Below are 17,924 nucleotides of genomic sequence, written 5' to 3'. Positions count from 1 at the left end.
CTTCTCTCTCCCCACCCCACACCCCCCCCCCCCCCCCCCGCGCCCCGCCCGGGGCGCGCGCCCCCCCCCCCCCCCCCACGAAGGTGTCGCCGCGCACTACGGCGACCTGTTCCGCGAGCAGCGCTCTCTCGCCGACGGCCACGGTTTCGTCGACCTTTCCCACCGCGGTGTCGTCACCGTCACCGGTGACGACCGGCTGAGCTGGCTGCACCTGCTTGTCACCCAGCACATGACCGATCTGCCGCCGGGCCGGGCCACCGAGGCGCTCGTCCTCTCCGCGAACGGGCACATCGAGCACGCCCTGTATCTCGTCGACGACGGCGAGACGGTGTGGGCGCACGTCGAGCCGGGGACGAGGGAGGAGCTCGTCGCGTACCTGGAGTCGATGAAGTTCTTCTACCGGGTCGAGGTCGCCGACCGTACGGACGAGATCGCGGTCGTCCACCTCCCGGCCGGTTCCATCGCCGAGGTGCCCGAGGGCGTCGTCGTACGGGAGACCCCGCACGGCCGCGACCTGTTCCTGCCGCGCGCGGACCTGGAGTCCTTCGCCGCCTCCCACGGGCCGGCCGCCGGGATGCTCGCGTACGAGGCGCTGCGCGTCGAGGCGCACCGGCCGCGGCTCGGTTTCGAGACCGACCACCGGACCATCCCGCACGAGGTCGGTCTCATCGGCAGCGCGGTCCACCTCCAGAAGGGCTGCTACCGGGGCCAGGAGACCGTCGCCCGGGTGCAGAACCTGGGGAAGCCGCCGCGCCGCCTGGTCTTCCTGCACCTGGACGGCAGCGAGGTGCTGCTGCCGGGGCACGGCACGCCGGTGCGGCTCGCGGCCGACGGGGAGGACGGCCGGCAGCTCGGCTTCGTGACGACCTCCGTCCGCCACCACGAGCTGGGCCCGATCGCCCTCGCCCTGGTGAAGCGGAACGTGCCCGTGGACGCGCCGCTGATCGTCGGGACGACGGCGGCGGCTCAGGAGACCGTGGTCGAGCCGTAGGGGCTGTCCTGTCGGTCAGGCTGGGTCCGGGCGCGGGGCCCGGCCCCGGTCAGACCTCCAGGAGCACCGTGAACGGGCCGTCGTTCGTGAGGGAGACGCGCATCGACGCTCCGAACCGGCCCGTCTCCACACGGGCGCCCAGTTCGCGCAGCCGGTGGACGACCTCGTCCACGAGGGGCTCGGCGACGGGGCCGGGCGCGGCCGCGTTCCAGGTGGGGCGGCGGCCCTTGCGGGCGTCCCCGTAGAGCGTGAACTGAGAGATCACGAGCAGCGGCGCGTTCACGTCGGAGCATGACTTCTCGTCCTTCAGTACCCGGACGGACCAGAGTTTTCTGGCCAATTGGGCGGCCTTCTCCGGGGTGTCGTCATGGGTCACCCCCACCAGGACGCACAGCCCCTCGCCGCTGATCTCACCGACGGTCTCCCCTGCGACGACGACGCTCGCGCCGTCGACCCTCTGCACCACTGCACGCATGCGCCCCAACCTACCGAGCCACCCGCAGGCCGGAGGACGAGGGGCCGAACGGGTGCAGAGCGCCTGCACGCGCGCGTGCAGGAGTGGCACCATGCGTGTCAGGCGGTGCGGCTCCGCACCGGTCGAGGGGACGATTCACATGAGTGCACCTGGCACCGGGCCGACGCCGTCCGGCCCCGTACCGCTGATCCGCGCAGGAACCAGGGGCGGTGGACCGGGCGGAGGACCGGCCACGCGCCCGCCCGTACAACGGTCCGCCGAGCCCGCCCTGCCCGATCGCGCGCAACCGGACCTCGGTGCGCTGCGGCTGCCGGAGCTGCGGGGCCTTCGCCGCGACGCGCAGAGCGACGAGGCCGACCTGAGCTATGTCCGGCGGATGCTCCAGGGCCGGATCGACATCCTGCGGGCCGAGCTGGCGCGCCGGACCGACCCGGAGACGCCGGTCCTCGACCGGCTCTCCGAGATCCTCGCCGACGTGCCCTCGCGGCACCGCAGTTCGGCCCGGCACGTGACGCTGTCGACGCCGCGGAGCGAGGAGTACCGGCGGCTCGCGGCCGACATGCTGTCGGAGGTCGAGCTGTCGGACCTGACGGCGCGGACGGACGACGAGCTGCACACGGCGATGGGGCGGCTCGCGGGGTACGAGCAGCAGATCTCCCGGCGCCGGCAGCATCTGCAGCGGACCGCCGACGACTGCAGCGCGGAGATCGCCCGCCGTTACCGGGAGGGCGAGGCACAGGTCGACGACCTGCTGGCCTGACCCGGGAAGTCCGGTGGGAAACTCGCGTGCGGCGCGTCCGGGCCGTGCATAGGGTCGGGGGATGAGTGTCGACGTGCGCACGGTGACGGAGTCCGAGTTCCCCGACTGGCAGCGGGCGCTGCGCACCGGATTCCTGCGTCCGCCCGTCGTGTCCGACGAGGAGGTCGCCGACCGGCTGGCGAACGCCGACCTCGCGCGCACGCTCGGCGCCTTCGACCGGGACCGGGTCGTCGCCACCTTCCGGTCGTTCCGGCAGGAGGTCAGCACGGTCGGCGGAGGCAGTCTCACCGCCGACGCGATCAGCCAGGTCACCGTCGCCCCGACGCACCGCAGGCGCGGGCTGCTCGGCCGGATGATGGCCGCCGACCTGGCCGCCGCGAGGGAGCGGGGCGACGCGATCGCGACGCTGATCGCCGCCGAGTACCCGATTTACGGGCGGTTCGGCTTCGGCGCGGCGAGCTGGGCCACCGAGTGGAGCGTGGACGTGCGCAGGGCCGGGCTCGACCCCCGCCGCTCGGGGCGCCCGGAGGACGGCGGCCGGATCGACCTGACCGACGCCGACGAGGTCCGTAAGGCCGGCCCCGAGGTGCACCGGCGTCTCGCCCGCGTCCGCGCCGGGGTCACCCACCGCACCACCCGCGACTGGGAGTACGGCACGGGGCTCGGCGCGCAGAGTGAGCCGTGGCGGGAGCCGTTCTACGCGCTGTACCGCGCGGAGTCCGGCGAGGTCGAGGGGTACGTGTCCTACACGGCCGACGACAAGTGGGGCGACGCCAAGCAGCCGCTGAACACCGCGACCGTACGGGACCTGATCGCCGCCACCCCGGCCGCCGAGCGCGCCCTCTGGCACTACCTGTGCTCCATCGACTGGGTCGGCACGGTCCGCTCCGGCTACCGGGCGCCCGACGACCCGCTGCCGATGCTGCTGCCCGACCCGCGCGCCGCCAGGACGCTGACGTACGCGGACATGCTGTGGGTGCGGGTCCTGGACGCCGTCCGGGTCCTGGAGGGCCGGACGTATCCGGTGGCGGACACCCTGGTGCTCGACGTGCGGGACGGGGACGGGTTCGCCGGCGGGCGCTACCGGCTCGACGCCTCCCCGGAGGGCGTCTCCTGCTCCCGTACCGCCGAGTCCGCCGATCTCGCCTTCGACATCGCCGAGTTGGGCACGCTGGCCTTCGGTGACGAGTCGGCGGTACGGCTCTGCCGGCTCGGCCGGGTCGAGGAGCTGACGGCGGGCGCCGCCGCCCGCGCCGACCTGCTGTTCCGTACGCCGCTGCGGCCGTTCTCGCCCGACATCTTCTGATCCCCGCAGGGCCGTCGTGTGCCGTTGTGCCGCCGGTCCGCGTTACTCCGTAAGGCGTACGCATTACTGAGGTGTTCCGCAGTTCAGGAGCCCGCCAGGGCCCCGTGCGTGACCACGCCGGAAAGCCCGGACACCGCCCCGGCCGCGCCCCGCAGCTCACCCTCTGGTGACGTGCGGATCAAGTCTTAGGATGGGCGTCAAGTGTGTGAGAGGTGAGCGGGAGGCGGCGGGTCATGGCGGACGGCGAGGACGGCGGCCCGGTCTCCACCGTGCCGACCCCTCCCGGCCTGCGCGAGCGGAAGAAGGAGCGCACCCGGCAGGCGCTCTCGGACGCGGCCGTCGCGCTCTTCCTCGAACGGGGCTTCGACGCGGTGTCGGTCGCGGAGGTGGCCGCCGCGGCCGAGGTCTCGAAGCCGACCCTCTTCCGGTACTTCCCGGCCAAGGAGGACCTGGTCCTCCACCGGTTCGCCGACCACGAGGACGAGTCGGCCCGCGTGGTGGCCGCCGGGCGCCGTGCCGGCGTCGCGCCGCTCGACGCGCTGTACGCGCATCTGCTCGACGGGCTCGCCCGGCGTGATCCGGTCACCGGGCTCTGCGACCATCCGGCGGTCCTGGCGTATCTCCGGCTCCTGTACGGCACCCCGGCCCTGGTCGCCCGCCTCCACGCGTACCGCGTGCGCTCGGAGGTGGCGCTCGCGGACGCGCTCGCCGCCGGCGCGACCGGGGGGGCCGACCGGCTCGGTGCGCGGCTCGCGGCCGGGCAGATCGTGACCGTGCTGCGGGTCCTCGCGGAGGAGAACACGGCCCGGATCGCGGGCGGGGAGCCGGTCGAGGCCGTGGAGGCGGACGCGGTGGCGGCGGCGGAGAGGGCGTTCCGCGCGTTGCGGGAGGGTCTCCCGTACTGAGCACGACGGGACCTGTCCGTAGACAAGTAAAAAATGTAACTCAGTAACGTCTTCCGTTAGGCTTGCCGGAATGACGTCACTGGACCTTGAGCTCGCCCGTGAACGCGCCCACCACGACGCCTGCCGCGCCGCCCTCACCCGGATGACCGAGGACGTCGCCGGACAGGTCGTCACCGGTGAGGACACCGCCGCGTCCGGCGCCGACGCCGAAGCCCTCGGGTACCACCTCCGCAGCCGCGCCAAGGAGATGGGGGAGCAGCCGCCGGGGCCGCTGTTCTTCGGGCGCCTCGACCGCGAGGACGGCCAGACCCACCACATCGGCCGCCGCCGGATCGCCGAGGACCACGCCGCCCCGCCGCTCGTCGTCGACTGGCGCGCCCCCGTCTCCCGCGCCTACTACCAGGCGGGCGCCCACGACCCGCAGGGCGTCGTCCGGCGCCGCCGCTTCGGCTGGGCCCCGTACAGCAGGGGCGCGTCGGAGGACCTGACCGCCCTGGAGGACGAACCCCTCACGGCCGGCGGGGCGGTGACGGCGAGCGCCCTCCTCGCCGGGGAGATCGAGCGCCCCCGGGTGGGTCCCATGCGGGACATCGCCGCCACCATCCAGCCCGAACAGGACGACCTCGTACGCTCCGACCCGGCCGCCTCCCTGTGCGTTCAGGGCGCGCCCGGCACCGGCAAGACCGCCGTCGGCCTGCACCGGGCCGCGTACCTCCTCTACACACATCCGCAGCGGATCCGCCGCTCCGGCCTCCTTGTCCTCGGTCCGCACCGCGCCTTCCTCGCGTACATCTCCGAGGTGCTGCCCTCGCTCGGCGAGACCGGCGTCCGCCAGGCCACCCTCGACGACGAGCTCGCCCGCCACCCCGTGCGGGCCGCGGACGGCGAGGCGGCGGCCCTGGTCAAGCACGACGCCCGGATGGCCGGTGTGCTGCACCGCGCGCTGTACGGCAGGGTCGGCCCGGCCCCGGCGGAGGACCTCGCCGTCCCCGACGGCTCTTACCACTGGCGGCTGCCGGCCGCCCTCCTCGCCGAGATCGTCGAGGCCGTACGGGAGGAGGCACCGCCCTACGCGACGGGCCGTGAGCGGGTCCGCGCCCGGGTCGTACGGGCCCTGCAGCTCCGGGCCGAACGCCGGTCGGGTCCCATGGGCGCCGCCTGGGCGCGGCGGATCGAGCGGGCGCGGGCGGTGACCGCGTTCCTCGACGCGTGCTGGCCGAGGACCACCCCCGAGGAAGTGCTCGCGGAGGTGCTCACCGACCCTTCCGATCCCGCTCTGACCGGGACCGAGCGGGAGGCGATCCGCTGGGACCGCCCGCCGCGCTCGTACCGCTCGGCGCGCTGGACCGCGGCCGACCTCGTCCTCCTCGACGAGCTCGCCGGCCTGATCGAGCGCCCCCAGGGCTACGGACATGTCGTCGTCGACGAGGCCCAGGACCTCTCGCCCATGCAGTGCCGGGCCATCGCGCGGCGCACCGCCTTCGGCTCGCTCACCGTCCTCGGCGACCTCGCCCAGGGCACCACGCCGTGGGCCGCCCGCTCCTGGCGTGGGCAACTGGCGCACCTGGGCAAGGCGGAGGCACCCGTCGTGCCGCTCACCCTCGGCTACCGGGTCCCGGCGGCGATCGTGGACCTCGCCAACCGGCTCCTTCCGCACCTGGGCGCCGACGTACCGGCGGGGCGGTCGGTCCGCGCGGACGGCGAGGTGACGGTCCACCGGGCGACGGACCTCACCGCCGCGACCCGCGAGGCCGTGCGCGCCGCGCTCACGGCGGAGGGCTCGGTGGGGGTGATCACCACGGACGCCCTGGCCGGTCCCGTGGGCGACGCGGTCCGCGGCTGCGGGGCGGCGGACCGGGTGAGCGTGCTTCCGGCGGCGGTCGTCAAGGGCCTGGAGTTCGACCACGTCGTGGTGGTCGAACCGGCCGCGATCGTGGCGGCGGAACCGAGGGGAGCGAACCGCCTGTACGTGGTGCTCACCCGGGCCGTGTCGCGGCTGACGCTGGTGCACGCGGGGGCGCTTCCGGAGTGGCTCAGGCTGACGCCGGAGCCGGAGCCGGAGACGGCGGCGGTGTCCGGTGGGTGACGGGGGCGGCTGCCAGTGGCTGTCGTGCCTCGGGGGCTTGTGCCGGTGGTCGTGTCTGCTGCGGCGCGGCGGCGGCCTGCGCGGGAGAGCCGGCCGGATTCCCGTACAGCGTGGCGAGTTCGGCCGCGATGCGGCTCAGGGCGGCGCGGGCCTCGGGCGGGTCGAGGAGCTCCACGCGGGCGCCGAGCCCGGCCAGTTGGGAGGCGATCACCTCGGGGGAGGGGCCGTCGGCCTCGATGGGCGTCCATCCGTCGGGGGCGCGTTCCCCGTACCGTATCCGTCCGCCGAGAACGCCCTCCAGGACCGCCTCCGTGCCCGGGGCGGCCCGGCCCCTCACCGTCGCGGCGACCATCCGGTCCTCCATGCGGGCGGCGAGCGCACGCCAGGCGGTGGGCAGGTCGAAGCCCTCGGGCCGTACGGCGGGGGCGCCGGTCTCGGTCACGGAGCTGACGCGGCCGACGCGGAAGGTGCGCAGACCGTGCTCGGTGTCCGCGACGAGGTAGCGGACCCCGGCCTTCACGGCGATGCCCAGGGGGTGGACGGTCCGCTCGCGCGGCTCCCGGCCGGGACGGGCGTACCCGATCCTGATCTCCCTGCCCTCGACCACCGCCCGCTGGAGCGAGGGCAGCCGGGCCTCGTCGGTCTCCGCGCCCGCCCAGTCCGTGCCGTCGGAGACCCCGGCGCGGGCGGCGGCCTCCGCTCCGTTCCTGAGGGGTGAGGGGAGGGCCCGTACGAGCTTCCGCAGCGCGGTCCGGGTCTGCGGGCTCGCGGTGGCGTCCGCCCCCGTCAGGAGGAACAGCGCGCGGATCTCGGGGGCCGTGAGGCCGGTCAGATCGGTGCGGGCGCCGCCGACGAGGGACCAGCCGCCGCCCTGCCCCGCCTGCGAGTACACCGGGATCCCGGCGCTCGCGAGCGCTTCGAGGTCCCGGCGTGCGGTGCGCTCGGACACGTCGAGTTCGGCGGCGAGTTCGGCGGCGGTGACCCGCTGCCGGGTCTGGAGGAAGAGCAGGGCGGCGACGAGTCGGTCGGCTCTCATGACGCCATTGTCGCCGTGAGAGCCGGTCGGTCCCGCCGCCGCTTCCGGGGCCGTACTCCTCAGTGGGAGGCGAGGGTCTCGGCGGGCTCCGGCAGTTCGGGCGCCTCCGGCTGTCGGCGCGTGGCGGGTCGGTGGGGTGCGGCCGGGCGGCGCAGGACGGTGAAGGCGACGGCCAGGGCGACGAGGAGGAGTCCCGCGCCGACGCCGAAGGCCAGGTGGAAGCCGCCGGTCAGGGCCTCGGCGGCGGGCCGGCCCGCCGCCGTGAGCGACTCGGTGCGGGTGGCGGCCAGGGTCGAGAGGACCGCGACGCCGAGGGCCATGCCGATCTGCTGGGTGGTGTTGAAGAGGCCGGAGGTCAGGCCCGCGTCCGCCTCGTCGGCGCCCGACATCGCGAGCGAGGTGAGGGCGGGGAGCGCGAGGCCGAAGCCGGCGGCGAGCAGCATCACGGGGAGCAGGTCGGTGACGTACGAGGCGTGGACGGGGACCCGGGTCAGCAGGCCGAGGACGCCGACGAGCAGGAGGAGGCCGGTGAGCAGGACGTTCCGCTCGCCGAAGCGGGCGATGAGACGGGCGGAGACGCCGAGCGACACGGCGCCGATGACCACGGCCGCGGGCAGCATCGCGAGGCCGGTCCCGGCGGCCCCGTACCCGAGGACCTTCTGCAGGTAGAGGGCGACGAGGATCTGGAAGGAGAAGAGCGCGGCGACCATCAGCATCTGGACGGCGTTGGCGCCGGAGACGCTGCGCGAGCGGAGGATCCGCAGGGGCATGAGCGGGTTCGCGGCCTTCGCCTGGCGGACCAGGAACCCGGCGAGGAGGGCGAGCGCGAGGGCTCCGAGGCCGAGGGTGTGCGCCGAACCGGCTCCGTACTCCTCGATCTTGACGGCCGCGTAGATCCCGGCCATGAGGCCGGTGGTGACGAGGGCCGCGCCGATGACGTCGGCGCCCGCCCCGATCCCCAGGCCGCGGTCGGAGGGAAGGGCGCGGAGGGCCACGAGGACGGTGGCGATGCCGATGGGCAGGTTGATGAAGAAGATCCAGTTCCAGGTGAGGGCATCGGTGAGGACGCCGCCGAGGACCTGGCCGAGGGAGGCCCCGGCCGCGCCGGTGAAGCTGAACACGGCGATGGCGCGGGCGCGTTCGCGGGGCACGGTGAAGAGGGTGACGAGGATGCCGAGGCCGACGGCCGAGGACATCGCGCTGCCGACGCCCTGGAGGAAGCGGGCGGCGATGAGGACGCCGGGGGAGGTGGCGGCCCCGGCGAGGAGGGATGCGGCGGTGAAGACGCCGGTGCCCGCGAGGAACATCCGCTTGCGGCCGATCAGGTCGCCGAGGCGGCCGGCGAGGAGGAGGAGCGAACCGAAGGCGATGAGGTAGGCGTTGACGACCCAGCTCAGGCCGGCGGGGGTGAAGCCGAGGTCGCTCTGGATGGCGGGCATGGCGACGGTGACGATGCTGCCGTCGAGGACCGTCATGAGCATGCCGGTGGCGAGGACGCCGAGGGCGAGCTGGGGGGTGGGTGCGGGCGTGGTCCTGGGCATGGGGGTCACTCCTGTTCGAGGGAGGCAACAGGAGTGACGTTAGCAGAAGGTTTTGTTGCAGACTATTTTTTACGGAACGGATGTCCTCGGAGGGGTCTGAGGGGTACGGGGGCGGCGGAGGTCCACCAAGAGTCGCGACGACCCGCGCAAGCCGATCGCGACTCGGGGACGCCCTCGCCGGCGCCCCGGCCGCCGTGCCCCTTGTTGTGGCTCTAGGTGCGCTGCCGCGCCCGGCGGGCTGTCCCGGGACCCTCGGCGGGGGTCTCCAGATGCCCGGTGGCCAGGCGGTCCAGGGCGCGCAGCAGGACGGTCCGCTCGTCCTCCGGGAGGGAGGAGAGGGCGCCCTGATGGACGCCGTCGACGATCTTCTGGCTCTCCCGGGCGACCTTCGCCCCCTCCTCGGTCACGGCGATGATCCGCGCGCGCCGGTCGGTGCTCGACGGCCGACGCTCGGCCAGTCCGGCCTTCTCCAGGGCGTCGACGGTGACGACCATGGTCGTCTTGTCCATGTCGCCGATCTCCGCGAGCTGCGCCTGGGTGCGCTCCTCCTCCAGGGCGTGGACGAGGACGCAGTGCATCCGGGGCGTGAGCCCGATCGCGCCGAGCGCGGCGGCCATCCGGGTCCGCAGGACGTGACTGGTGTGGTCGAGGAGGTAGGAGAGATCGGGCTCGGTCCGGGTGCGCGCCATCGCTGTCATGCCTGCCAGGGTAACGAGAACCGATCCGTCGCGGATTATCGGGAAGCGGACGGGTGGGAAGGCTGGACGCGTGGGGCCCCGGGCCGGTCACGATGGAGGCATGACGGTCCCCCTGCTCTTCCTGGACGTCGACGGGCCGCTGATCCCCTTCGGGGCGAGCGGCGGGGCGTACCGGACGTACCCGCCCGTCCCGCCCGCGTCCGTGAGCCCGCTCCTCGCGCGGCTCGACCCCGCCCACGGGCCGCGGCTCGCGGCGCTGCCGTACGAACTGGTGTGGGCGACGACCTGGGAGGAGGACGCGAACGCCTGGGTCGCCCCACGCCTCGGGCTGCCCCCGCTGCCCCTCGTGCGATGGCCGGACGACGGGCCCGATCCGGTGCCGGGGCTCCACTGGAAGACGGCGGGGCTCGTGGAGTGGGCCGCCGGGCGGCCGTTCGCCTGGGTGGACGACGAGATCGGCCCGGCCGACCGCGACTGGGTCGCCGCCCACCACCCCGGCCGGGCGCTGCTCCACCGCGTGGACCCCGGCCGGGGCCTCACGGCGGCGGATCACGGGGCGCTCGCGGCGTGGGCGGGGTGAAGGGGGGCGCGGCCGGGCACCGCCTTCGCCGTGGCGGGCTCTCCCACCGCCGCGGCGCCGACGAGCTCACCCCCGCACGCCGGGCGGAACCCGAGGCAGCGGAACCTTCCGGACCGGCGGCCGCTCCACGATGTCCGAGGGGTCCGGGGCGGGGCCGCCGGGCGCCTGGCCGGGATGGTCGACGACGCCGGTCGCCACACGGGCGAAGGAGTTGGAGAAGCTGCGCTCTCCGTGCCAGTCGTGGCGGAAGCCGCGGTAGGCGTAGGTATGCGGATCCAGGAAGAGGTACTCGCGGGTTCGGAGCCGGTCGTGGAAATCGAACGCGATGGTGATTCCCGACCGGCCGGCCGCGTCTCGCATCGGTGTGCTGACCAGCTCGGCTCCGGGGATCAGCGCCAGCGCGCGGTACAGCGCGGCGTTGATCCGCGGGGGGATGGTCGGTGCGCTCTGCAGGATGTTGAGGATCCTGGCGAACTGGGCTCCGGGGGTGACGGCCGGGGGCTGTTCCGCCATGAAGTTGTGGAGCTTTCCCTGGCTCGGGCCCGCGTTCGGGTCCGCTCCGCCGGCGAAGAAGGGGTCGGTACTCACCCGCTCGAGGAGCTCGTGGGGGTCGGTGGGCAGCCGGGACAAGACCTCGCGGGTCTCCCGCGGACGGCTTCCGACCTTCCCCGGCCTCGCAAAGAAGCGATCACCCACGGAGACGACGGTGCGGTCGCCCGTCTCGAACGTCTTACCGACAGAGGCACCCTTGACACCGTCGTACCGTACCCAGGAAGGCTGGTGTCCGCAGTCGGCCATGCAGACCACATTGTCGGTGTACACCCACTGGTGGAGAGCGGGCTCCCGGTCCGGTCCCTTCGCTGCGGCGACCGCGGCTGCGTCCAGGACCTGAGCGACCGTCATGGCGCGCACCGGCTGGGTCCGCACCCCCTGTCCGCCTGAGGTGGCGACGAGGGTGGCGGCGACCACGCCCGCGGCCAGGCCCACGAGTGCGGTCCGCCGCACGCCAGGCCGCGCGAGGAAGCGGCGGCCAACCACCGGCACGCCATGCCCGGACGCCTCTTCGGCGGCCCGGTCGGCCAGCGTCCTTTCCAGGAGGGCCAGCTCCGCACCGAGTCGCTGCTTGAATCCGGTCGGTGTGTTCATCGGGTGACCTCCGTGAGCGGGGTGGTGAAGGTGCCGGACGGGGTGGTACGTCCGGCACGCAACGCGGTACGGGCCCGGTGCAGACGGACGCGGGCGGTCGCCTGTGAGATCCGGAGTACCTTCGCGGCCTCCTTCGTGCTCAGGCCGTCGACAGCGACCAGGTCGATCACCGCGCGCAGCGGCTCGGACAGCACACCGTGCCGGGCGAGCAGGTCCCTGGCCTCCCGCTCCGCGTCGATGCGCTCCTCGAAGCGCTGCACGTCCTGCTCGTCCAGCAGCCGACGGCCGCTGAACGCGGCTACCGCCTCCCGCTCGCGGGCCGCGTGACGGGCATGCGAGGCCAGCGTGTTGCGGGCGATCCCGTAGAGCCACACCAGATGCGTACCGCGCCCGACGTCGTAGCGCTCGAAGGCCTCCAGCGCGGCCACGAAGATGTCGGCGGTCAGGTCGGCGGCCAAGTGCCGGTCGGCGGTTCTGCGGGTGACGAAGCCGAGGATGGCGTCGAAATGCGCCTCGTACACCTCGCTGAACGGAGTTCTGCTCCGTCCGGGCTCGTGCGTGGGTATCTGCACGCGGGACCTCCAGTGCGGCTCTGTGATCTGTCACCAACCCATTGGTACGGGGACCACGAATCGTTACTTCCCGCAGGTCAGGGCAGTGCGTTCACCGAAGCCCCGCCACCACTCGCCAGGCCTCTCCGGGTCGTTGGCGGAGGGCCGGAGCGGGCGCGCGTCGTCCTGCCCGGCCAGTACGTGCTGGAAGCAGGGGTGTTCGACGTCGGTGAGATGTCATTGTGGGCCGGCCCAAGCTCAAGACCGATTCCAGCGCTGGAGCGCTCCCGTTCAGTCCCCCAGGGACAGCTACCGATCGACGTCGACGGGAACACCACGCATCTGCAGCCGGGCCTTCAGGAACTCCATCTCCGGCAACGTCCCCACCAGACCGTCGTGGCTCAGTTCCCCCACCAGTTCACGAGCCCGCGACATCGAGGCTGCTGTGACTTCCCGAAATACCTTCAAAGCTGGGACGAAACTGGGAACTGAACCGACCAGCCGTAGCCTGACAGACCCATGCGCTGCGAGGAGAGCCTCCCGAACATCATCAGGTGCTGGACCCGGACCAGCGTGTTCGCACAGATAGGTGCCACAGGACCCGCAAGAGAACTCCGAATCCCACCACAACTCATCGCGAAGGATGAACTGGTTCACCTGCCGCACCGCCATGCTGCCGCACTCGCAAGGTGATGCGATCTTCGCGGTCTGACCAGTCACCCGGGCTCCCCGACGTTCCACTCCTGCGGCAGATCCTTGCCGCAGAAGACGCATACGAAGTCGTTCTCCCGAACGATGTTGGGTTCCCGGCAGGAGTGGCAACGGCGAAAGACCACCCCGTGCGTGAATCCGGACGGTCGACGGATCCCGATCCCGTCCAGAGCCTCGGCCACGGCCGGCCATGATCTGACGTCCGGGCAGTAGCCGGTCGACTGGTTGCTGACCTCCTCGACCACCCAACGCCCGGACTCCTCACGGAAGCTCATCTCCCCGGCGCTCAGCACCTCTTCGCCGCCGGCACACACCACGTGCTCACTGCGGCGCGGAGCCAGTCGCAGCACCCCGCCGCCATCGACGACGAACGTGAACGGCTCGGCCAACTCATCCAGGGTCTGCGCCGAGACCCACTCGCCGAAGTCCTCCGCCGAGCGGATGCTCCGGCCCTCAGAACCCGCCCGGACGAGCTCCTTCAGCTCAGCCGGACCCACATACCGATACCCCTGCCCCCGTGTCTCCACGCACGCCAACCTAGTGGCTCACACAGTCGGGACCTGGGGAATTACGGGCTCTGGTAATGATCGCGATCTCTCGGGAGGCGACTATTGCAAGCGCCTGCTTGCAATAGTTAGCAAAGGCTGGCATGGTCGGAGCATGGCATCGCTCAACGTCGGCAATCTCGGTGAGTACCTCCGTGAGCAGCGGAGGACCGCGCAGCTGTCCCTGCGGCAGCTCGCCGATGCCGCCGGGGTGTCGAACCCGTACCTGAGCCAGATCGAGCGCGGGCTGCGCAAGCCCAGCGCCGAGGTGTTGCAGCAGGTCGCGAAGGCGCTGCGGATCTCCGCCGAGACGCTCTACGTACGGGCCGGGATCCTCGACGAGAAGGAGCGGGAGGAGCTGGAGACGCGCGCCGTCATCCTGGCCGATCCCTCGATCAACGAGCGGCAGAAGCAGGTGCTGCTCCAGATCTACGACTCCTTCCGCAAGGAGAACGCCGCCGAGGCCGCCGTCGCTGCCGACGCGGAAACGCCCGGCGACGCACCCGCCGACGCGCCCGATGCCGAAGCGCCCCTGAAGTAGCTCGCTCGTACGTCACATCCGGGAGGACCACCAGCATGGCCATCATCGACGAACTGCGTACCCCTCTCTACTTCGCCGCCGGCACCGCCGACCTCGCCGTGCAGCAGGCCAAGAAGGTTCCCGGCCTGATCGAGCAGCTCGCCGCCGAGGCGCCCGCACGGATCGAGGCCGTGCGGAAGACCGACCCCAAGGCCGTGCAGGAGAAGGTGACCGCCCAGGCCAAGGAGGCCCAGGCCACCGTGCAGTCGAAGTTCGCCGATGTCGTCGGCGGTCTCGACACGGACCTGAAGAAGCTCGGTGAGACGGCCCAGGACCTCGCCCTGCGCGGCGTCGGTGTCGCGGCCGAGTACGCGGTCAAGGCGCGAGAGAAGTACGAGGAGGTCGCCGCCCACGGCGAGGAGGCCGTCAAGGCCTGGCGGGGCGAGGTCGCCGAGGAGATCGTCGAGATCGCCGTCGTCGTCGAGCCGGAGGAGAAGGCCGGGGAGGCTGAGGGCAAGGTCGGCGAGAAGGCCGACGAGACCGGAGAGGCCGGGCAGGCGCCCGCCAGGAAGACCTCCGCCCGCAAGGCCTCCGCCAAGAAGACCGCCGCTGCCGAGAAGGAGTAGGGCCGGGCACCAATACGGGTACCAACGGCGTTGTACCGGGTACCTTGACCGCGAGGCGCTCTTCCCCTCTTCCCTAGGCGGTGCTCAGCATGTTGCGCGCGGGATTCGACTCCCTCCTCTTCCTGGTGACCTTCCTGATCTTCACCGGCTTCGCCGTCGCCGCGCTCGTCTTCGCCGCCATGGCGCGCGAGGACGCCTACCGCGCCGCCGAGAAGCAGACGAAGAAGTTCTGGCTGATCATCCTGGGCATCAACCTCGCCCTGAACCTTCTGCTGCCGATGCTGTTCCTGCAGATCGCGGGGGTGATCGCGGCCATCATCTTCATGGTGGACGTGCGGCCCGCGCTCGCGCAGGTCTCCGGCGGAGGCCGTGGCGGCCGCGGCGGCGGCTCCAGCAGCGACGGACCGTACGGTCCCTACAACGGCGGCCGCTAGCGACGGCAGAAGCGCACGCCCACGCGTAGAGGTACAGACAGGTACAGACAGGTACAGGGCCCGGGGATCGTCCCCGGGCCCTGTCACGTTCCCGGTTCAGCCCCGGGCCCTGTCACGTTCCCCGCCTCAGCCCCGGCCCCTGTCCCTTTCCAGGGCCAGGACCGCGACGTCGTCCGTCAGCTCGCCGCCGTTCAGTGACCGGACCTCCGTGACCGCCGCCTCCAGGAGCTCCTCGCCCCGCAGGCCCGAGGCCAGCTGCCGGTTGATCATCCCGACCATCCCGTCCTGGCCGAGCCGCGGCGAGCCGGGCCCCGCCGAGCGGCCCTCGATCAGCCCGTCCGTGTACATGAGCAGGCTCCACGCCCCGCCGAGCTCGACCTGCCGGCGCGGCCAGCGGGCGCGCGGCAGCAGGCCGAGGGCCGGGCCGCCGTCCTCGTACGGGAGCAGCCGGGCCGCCCTGCCCTGCCGGGCGATCAGAGGGGAGGGGTGGCCGGCCAGGCAGAGGCCCGCCCGGCGGCCGTCGGGAGCGATGTCGACGGTGCAGAGGGTCGCGAAGATCTCGTCGCTCTCCCGCTCGTGCTCCAGGACCTGCTGCATCGTCGAGAGCAGCTCGTCCCCGCACAGGCCCGCGAAGGTCAGGGCCCGCCACGCGATCCGCAGCTCCACGCCGAGCGCGGCCTCGTCGGGGCCATGCCCGCAGACGTCGCCGATCATGGCGTGGACGGTGCCGTCGGGCGTGCGCACGACGTCGTAGAAGTCTCCGCCGAGCAGGGCGCGGGAGCGGCCGGGCCGGTAGCGGGCCGCGAACCGCAGGTCGGAGCCCTCCAGGAGGGGGGTGGGCAGCAGTCCGCGTTCCAGGCGGGCGTTCTCCTGGGCCCTGAGCCGGGACTCGGCCAGCTTCACCTGGACGGCGTCGGCCCGCTTGCGTTCGACGGCGTACCGGATGGCCCGGCTGAGCAGCCGCCCGTCGAGCTCCTCGCGGAAGAGGTGGTCCTGGGCGCCGACCCGTACCGCCTCGGCCGCCAGCTCCGCGTCGGCGGAGGCCGCGAGCGCGAGGACGGCGTGGCGCGGGGCGAGGCGAAGGATGTGCCGCAGCGGGGCGAGCGGGTCGTCACCCGCGGCGGCCCGGGGGCCGGGCAGGGAGAGGTCGACGAGGACGCAGTGGACGTCGTCGGTGAGGAGCCGCTCGGCCTCGGTGAGGTTGCGGGCGGTGCGGATGCGGACACGGGTGCCCGAGGCGTCCGCGGCGTCGAGGAGTTCGGGTACGGCGAGGGCGCCCGCCGGGTCGTCCTCGACGACCAGGAGAGTGAGGTCGGTGCGGTCGGTACCTGTGACTGTGCCTGTCATAGCGGTGGCGTCCATAGGGGTGGCCTCGCCGGGTCCCGCAGCTGCAGAGACGATTCTCTGACGCGGTAGCGATACGGGCATCGGTCCGGTCTTCCTTCCCTCCCCCCGAGGGTGCGCAGGGCGCCGGGTGGCGTCCCGCCCGTCCCGGACCATAGCGCTAGGGCGGTGCGGAGCGGAATGGTGATCAGGGGGCGGGAGGCCGCGTCGCGATTGGCATATGCCGCGGAAGGGGAGGTACTTGCCCCGATCTGCCCTACGGGGAGCCCCCGTCGGCAATGAGAAAGGTCACGCCCCGGCGGCGCCCCGCTCCGGGCCCCACGCGCGCGTGGTCCGTCATGTCGGGAGGGGTCGGGAGGGGGCTCGCCGACTCCTCCCGACCCCTCCCGCCCCCCGTGTCACGTCGGGCGCACGACTCCCAGGATCTCCATCGAGCCCGCCCCCGCGAGCGTCACGTCACGCCCCGGCCGGGGCGCGTGCACCATCGTGCCGTTGCCGACGTACATCCCGATGTGGCTCGCGTCCTTGAAGTAGACGATCAGGTCGCCCGGCCGCATGTCCTTGATGTCCACGCGGGGCAGCAGCCGCCACTGCTCCTGCGAGGTGCGCGGGATGTTCCGGCCCGTCGCGCCCCAGGCGCGCTGGGTCAGCCCCGAGCAGTCGTACGAGTCCGGGCCCTCCGCCCCCCACACGTACGGCTTGCCGATCTGGGCCGTCGCGAACGCGATCGCCTTCCTGGCGTCCGGCGTCGCGTCGGCCTTCAGGCCGCTGAGGACGCCGGTGCCGAGCCAGGTCGTCTGGGCCCGCTGCCGCTCCTGCTCCTCAAGGCGCCGGAGCCGCTCCCGCTCCTCGGCGGCGAGCTCGGACTCCAGCTTCCTCGCCTCGGCGATCTTGTCGTTGATCTGCTTCTTCGCCTGGGCCTGCCGGATGCGATCGGCCTCCAGCTTGGTCCAGTTGACGCCGGCGTCCTTGGCGTAGACGTCCAGCTGGGCCTGGGTGCGGTTCATCTCGCCGAGGAGGTCGGTGGTGGCCTTCGCCCCCTCCTTGAGCCGTCCCGCGGCGTCGAGGAAGATCTGCGGGTCGTCGGTGAGGACGAGCTGCGCGCCGTCGGGGAGTCCGCCGTTGCGGTACTGGGCGCGGGCGGCGGCACCGGCCTTGGCCTTGAGGGTCTCGATCTTCGCGCGGCCCTCCACGATCATCCGGGCGACCCGGACGATCTCGGCGGACTGCTCCTTGGTCTTCTCCTCCGCGAGGTTGTACGCGTCGGTGGCGACGGCGGCCTGCCGGTACAGGGCGTCTATCTCCTGGCGCACCTGCTCCAGGCTCTTCTTCGGCGGGGGCGGCGGGAGCGGTGCGGCGGCCGCCTGGAGGGTCAGCGCGGGAGAGGCCAGCACGGTCAAGGCGCAGATCACGGTGATCGCGGCGGTGGCGTGGCGGCGTCGGTTCACGAGCTCCCCCTCGAGTGGCCAAATCTGATTTACCGTCAGTAACTTGATGGTGACGATGGCGATAGTGCCATGCGAAACCGGAAAGCAACAGGGGAAACCGGGGCCTGTCGGGCCCGTTCCCACCCCGGGGGACGAGTGAGGTGCGCGCGGCGTTCCCCTGGTACGGGAAATTCAGCGGGAGTTGGGGAAGCGGCCGCCCGCAGGGGCCCCGCGGTCTCACC

At 72.8% G+C, this 17,924-nt stretch carries 18 protein-coding genes and 1 pseudogene; 9 read left to right on the top strand and 10 right to left on the bottom strand.

Annotation, left to right across the window (positions count from 1 at the left end; genetic code table 11):
* Positions 1–76 precede the first annotated feature (76 nt).
* A pseudogene (locus tag ACFVYX_RS29650) lies at positions 77–991 on the top strand (YgfZ/GcvT domain-containing protein); the annotation flags it as partial.
* A 49-nt stretch (positions 992–1,040) separates the two neighbouring features.
* On the opposite strand, the gene dtd reads toward ACFVYX_RS29650, so the two are convergent.
* Positions 1,041–1,466: a D-aminoacyl-tRNA deacylase gene (gene dtd, locus ACFVYX_RS29645; protein ID WP_389684562.1), complete on the bottom strand. Its 426-nt coding sequence runs from the start codon at positions 1,464–1,466 to the stop codon at positions 1,041–1,043.
* Positions 1,467–1,605: 139 nt separating this feature from the next.
* On the opposite strand from dtd, the gene ACFVYX_RS29640 reads away from it, so the two are divergent.
* From ACFVYX_RS29640 to ACFVYX_RS29625, 4 genes are all read left to right on the top strand, one after another.
* Positions 1,606–2,226, top strand: a complete 621-nt coding sequence (locus tag ACFVYX_RS29640; RefSeq protein WP_389684561.1) for an ABC transporter substrate-binding protein — start codon at positions 1,606–1,608, stop codon at positions 2,224–2,226.
* A 61-nt stretch (positions 2,227–2,287) separates the two neighbouring features.
* A complete protein-coding gene (locus ACFVYX_RS29635) occupies positions 2,288–3,532 on the top strand; it encodes a GNAT family N-acetyltransferase (RefSeq protein WP_389684560.1) in 1,245 nt (414 codons plus the stop codon).
* 233 nt (positions 3,533–3,765) lie between these two features.
* Positions 3,766–4,437, top strand: coding sequence for a TetR family transcriptional regulator (locus tag ACFVYX_RS29630; RefSeq protein WP_389684559.1), 672 nt, complete (start codon positions 3,766–3,768; stop codon positions 4,435–4,437).
* 70 nt (positions 4,438–4,507) lie between these two features.
* Positions 4,508–6,523: a HelD family protein gene (locus ACFVYX_RS29625; RefSeq protein WP_389684558.1), complete on the top strand. Its 2,016-nt coding sequence runs from the start codon at positions 4,508–4,510 to the stop codon at positions 6,521–6,523.
* Here the strand turns inward: ACFVYX_RS29625 and ACFVYX_RS29620 are convergent.
* The 3 genes from ACFVYX_RS29620 to ACFVYX_RS29610 all read right to left on the bottom strand — a co-directional run bounded on the left by ACFVYX_RS29620 (position 6,471) and on the right by ACFVYX_RS29610 (position 9,798).
* The gene (locus tag ACFVYX_RS29620; RefSeq protein ID WP_389684557.1) at positions 6,471–7,559 is read right to left on the bottom strand and encodes a helix-turn-helix transcriptional regulator; all 1,089 of its coding nucleotides are present in this window, start codon (positions 7,557–7,559) and stop codon (positions 6,471–6,473) included. The genes ACFVYX_RS29625 and ACFVYX_RS29620 overlap by 53 nt on opposite strands.
* A 59-nt stretch (positions 7,560–7,618) precedes the next feature.
* On the bottom strand, positions 7,619–9,100 hold the full coding sequence (locus ACFVYX_RS29615; protein WP_389684556.1) for an MFS transporter: 1,482 nt from the start codon (positions 9,098–9,100) through the stop codon (positions 7,619–7,621).
* Between the two features lie 212 nt (positions 9,101–9,312).
* Positions 9,313–9,798 (bottom strand): MarR family winged helix-turn-helix transcriptional regulator, encoded by a 486-nt coding sequence (locus ACFVYX_RS29610; RefSeq protein WP_389684555.1) that lies wholly within the window; start codon positions 9,796–9,798, stop codon positions 9,313–9,315.
* Positions 9,799–9,898: 100 nt separating this feature from the next.
* Between ACFVYX_RS29610 and ACFVYX_RS29605 the strand changes: the two genes are divergently transcribed.
* A complete protein-coding gene (locus ACFVYX_RS29605) occupies positions 9,899–10,378 on the top strand; it encodes a hypothetical protein (RefSeq protein ID WP_389684554.1) in 480 nt (159 codons plus the stop codon).
* 66 nt (positions 10,379–10,444) lie between these two features.
* Here ACFVYX_RS29605 and ACFVYX_RS29600 read toward each other — a convergent pair whose 3' ends face one another.
* From ACFVYX_RS29600 to ACFVYX_RS29585, 4 genes are all read right to left on the bottom strand, one after another.
* Positions 10,445–11,524, bottom strand: a complete 1,080-nt coding sequence (locus ACFVYX_RS29600; protein ID WP_389684553.1) for a CU044_5270 family protein — start codon at positions 11,522–11,524, stop codon at positions 10,445–10,447.
* Complete coding sequence (locus ACFVYX_RS29595) at positions 11,521–12,096, bottom strand: RNA polymerase sigma factor (protein ID WP_389684552.1); 576 nt, start codon at positions 12,094–12,096, stop codon at positions 11,521–11,523. Before ACFVYX_RS29595 ends, ACFVYX_RS29600 begins: the two co-directional genes overlap by 4 nt.
* A gap of 288 nt (positions 12,097–12,384) precedes the next feature.
* On the bottom strand, positions 12,385–12,795 hold the full coding sequence (locus ACFVYX_RS29590; protein WP_389684551.1) for a hypothetical protein: 411 nt from the start codon (positions 12,793–12,795) through the stop codon (positions 12,385–12,387).
* Positions 12,792–13,283, bottom strand: a complete 492-nt coding sequence (locus ACFVYX_RS29585) for a hypothetical protein (RefSeq protein ID WP_389684550.1) — start codon at positions 13,281–13,283, stop codon at positions 12,792–12,794. The genes ACFVYX_RS29590 and ACFVYX_RS29585 overlap by 4 nt, the downstream gene beginning before the upstream one ends.
* 163 nt (positions 13,284–13,446) lie before the next feature.
* On the opposite strand from ACFVYX_RS29585, the gene ACFVYX_RS29580 reads away from it, so the two are divergent.
* The 3 genes from ACFVYX_RS29580 to ACFVYX_RS29570 all read left to right on the top strand — a co-directional run bounded on the left by ACFVYX_RS29580 (position 13,447) and on the right by ACFVYX_RS29570 (position 14,911).
* Positions 13,447–13,872, top strand: coding sequence for a helix-turn-helix domain-containing protein (locus ACFVYX_RS29580; protein ID WP_389684549.1), 426 nt, complete (start codon positions 13,447–13,449; stop codon positions 13,870–13,872).
* Between the two features lie 35 nt (positions 13,873–13,907).
* Positions 13,908–14,477 (top strand): hypothetical protein, encoded by a 570-nt coding sequence (locus ACFVYX_RS29575; protein ID WP_389684548.1) that lies wholly within the window; start codon positions 13,908–13,910, stop codon positions 14,475–14,477.
* An 89-nt stretch (positions 14,478–14,566) separates the two neighbouring features.
* On the top strand, positions 14,567–14,911 hold the full coding sequence (locus ACFVYX_RS29570; protein WP_389684547.1) for a DUF2516 family protein: 345 nt from the start codon (positions 14,567–14,569) through the stop codon (positions 14,909–14,911).
* A gap of 126 nt (positions 14,912–15,037) precedes the next feature.
* Here the strand turns inward: ACFVYX_RS29570 and ACFVYX_RS29565 are convergent, their stop codons facing one another.
* Both ACFVYX_RS29565 and ACFVYX_RS29560 read right to left on the bottom strand, forming a co-directional pair.
* Complete coding sequence (locus tag ACFVYX_RS29565; RefSeq protein ID WP_389684546.1) at positions 15,038–16,273, bottom strand: PP2C family protein-serine/threonine phosphatase; 1,236 nt, start codon at positions 16,271–16,273, stop codon at positions 15,038–15,040.
* Between the two features lie 380 nt (positions 16,274–16,653).
* On the bottom strand, positions 16,654–17,703 hold the full coding sequence (locus ACFVYX_RS29560) for an NlpC/P60 family protein (protein ID WP_389684545.1): 1,050 nt from the start codon (positions 17,701–17,703) through the stop codon (positions 16,654–16,656).
* Between the last annotated feature and the right edge of the window lie 221 nt (positions 17,704–17,924).

It is taken from the genome of Streptomyces sp. NPDC058326 (genome assembly GCF_042879855.1).
Lineage (GTDB): Bacteria > Actinomycetota > Actinomycetes > Streptomycetales > Streptomycetaceae > Streptomyces.
This window is presented reverse-complemented; position numbering and strand designations above follow the sequence as displayed.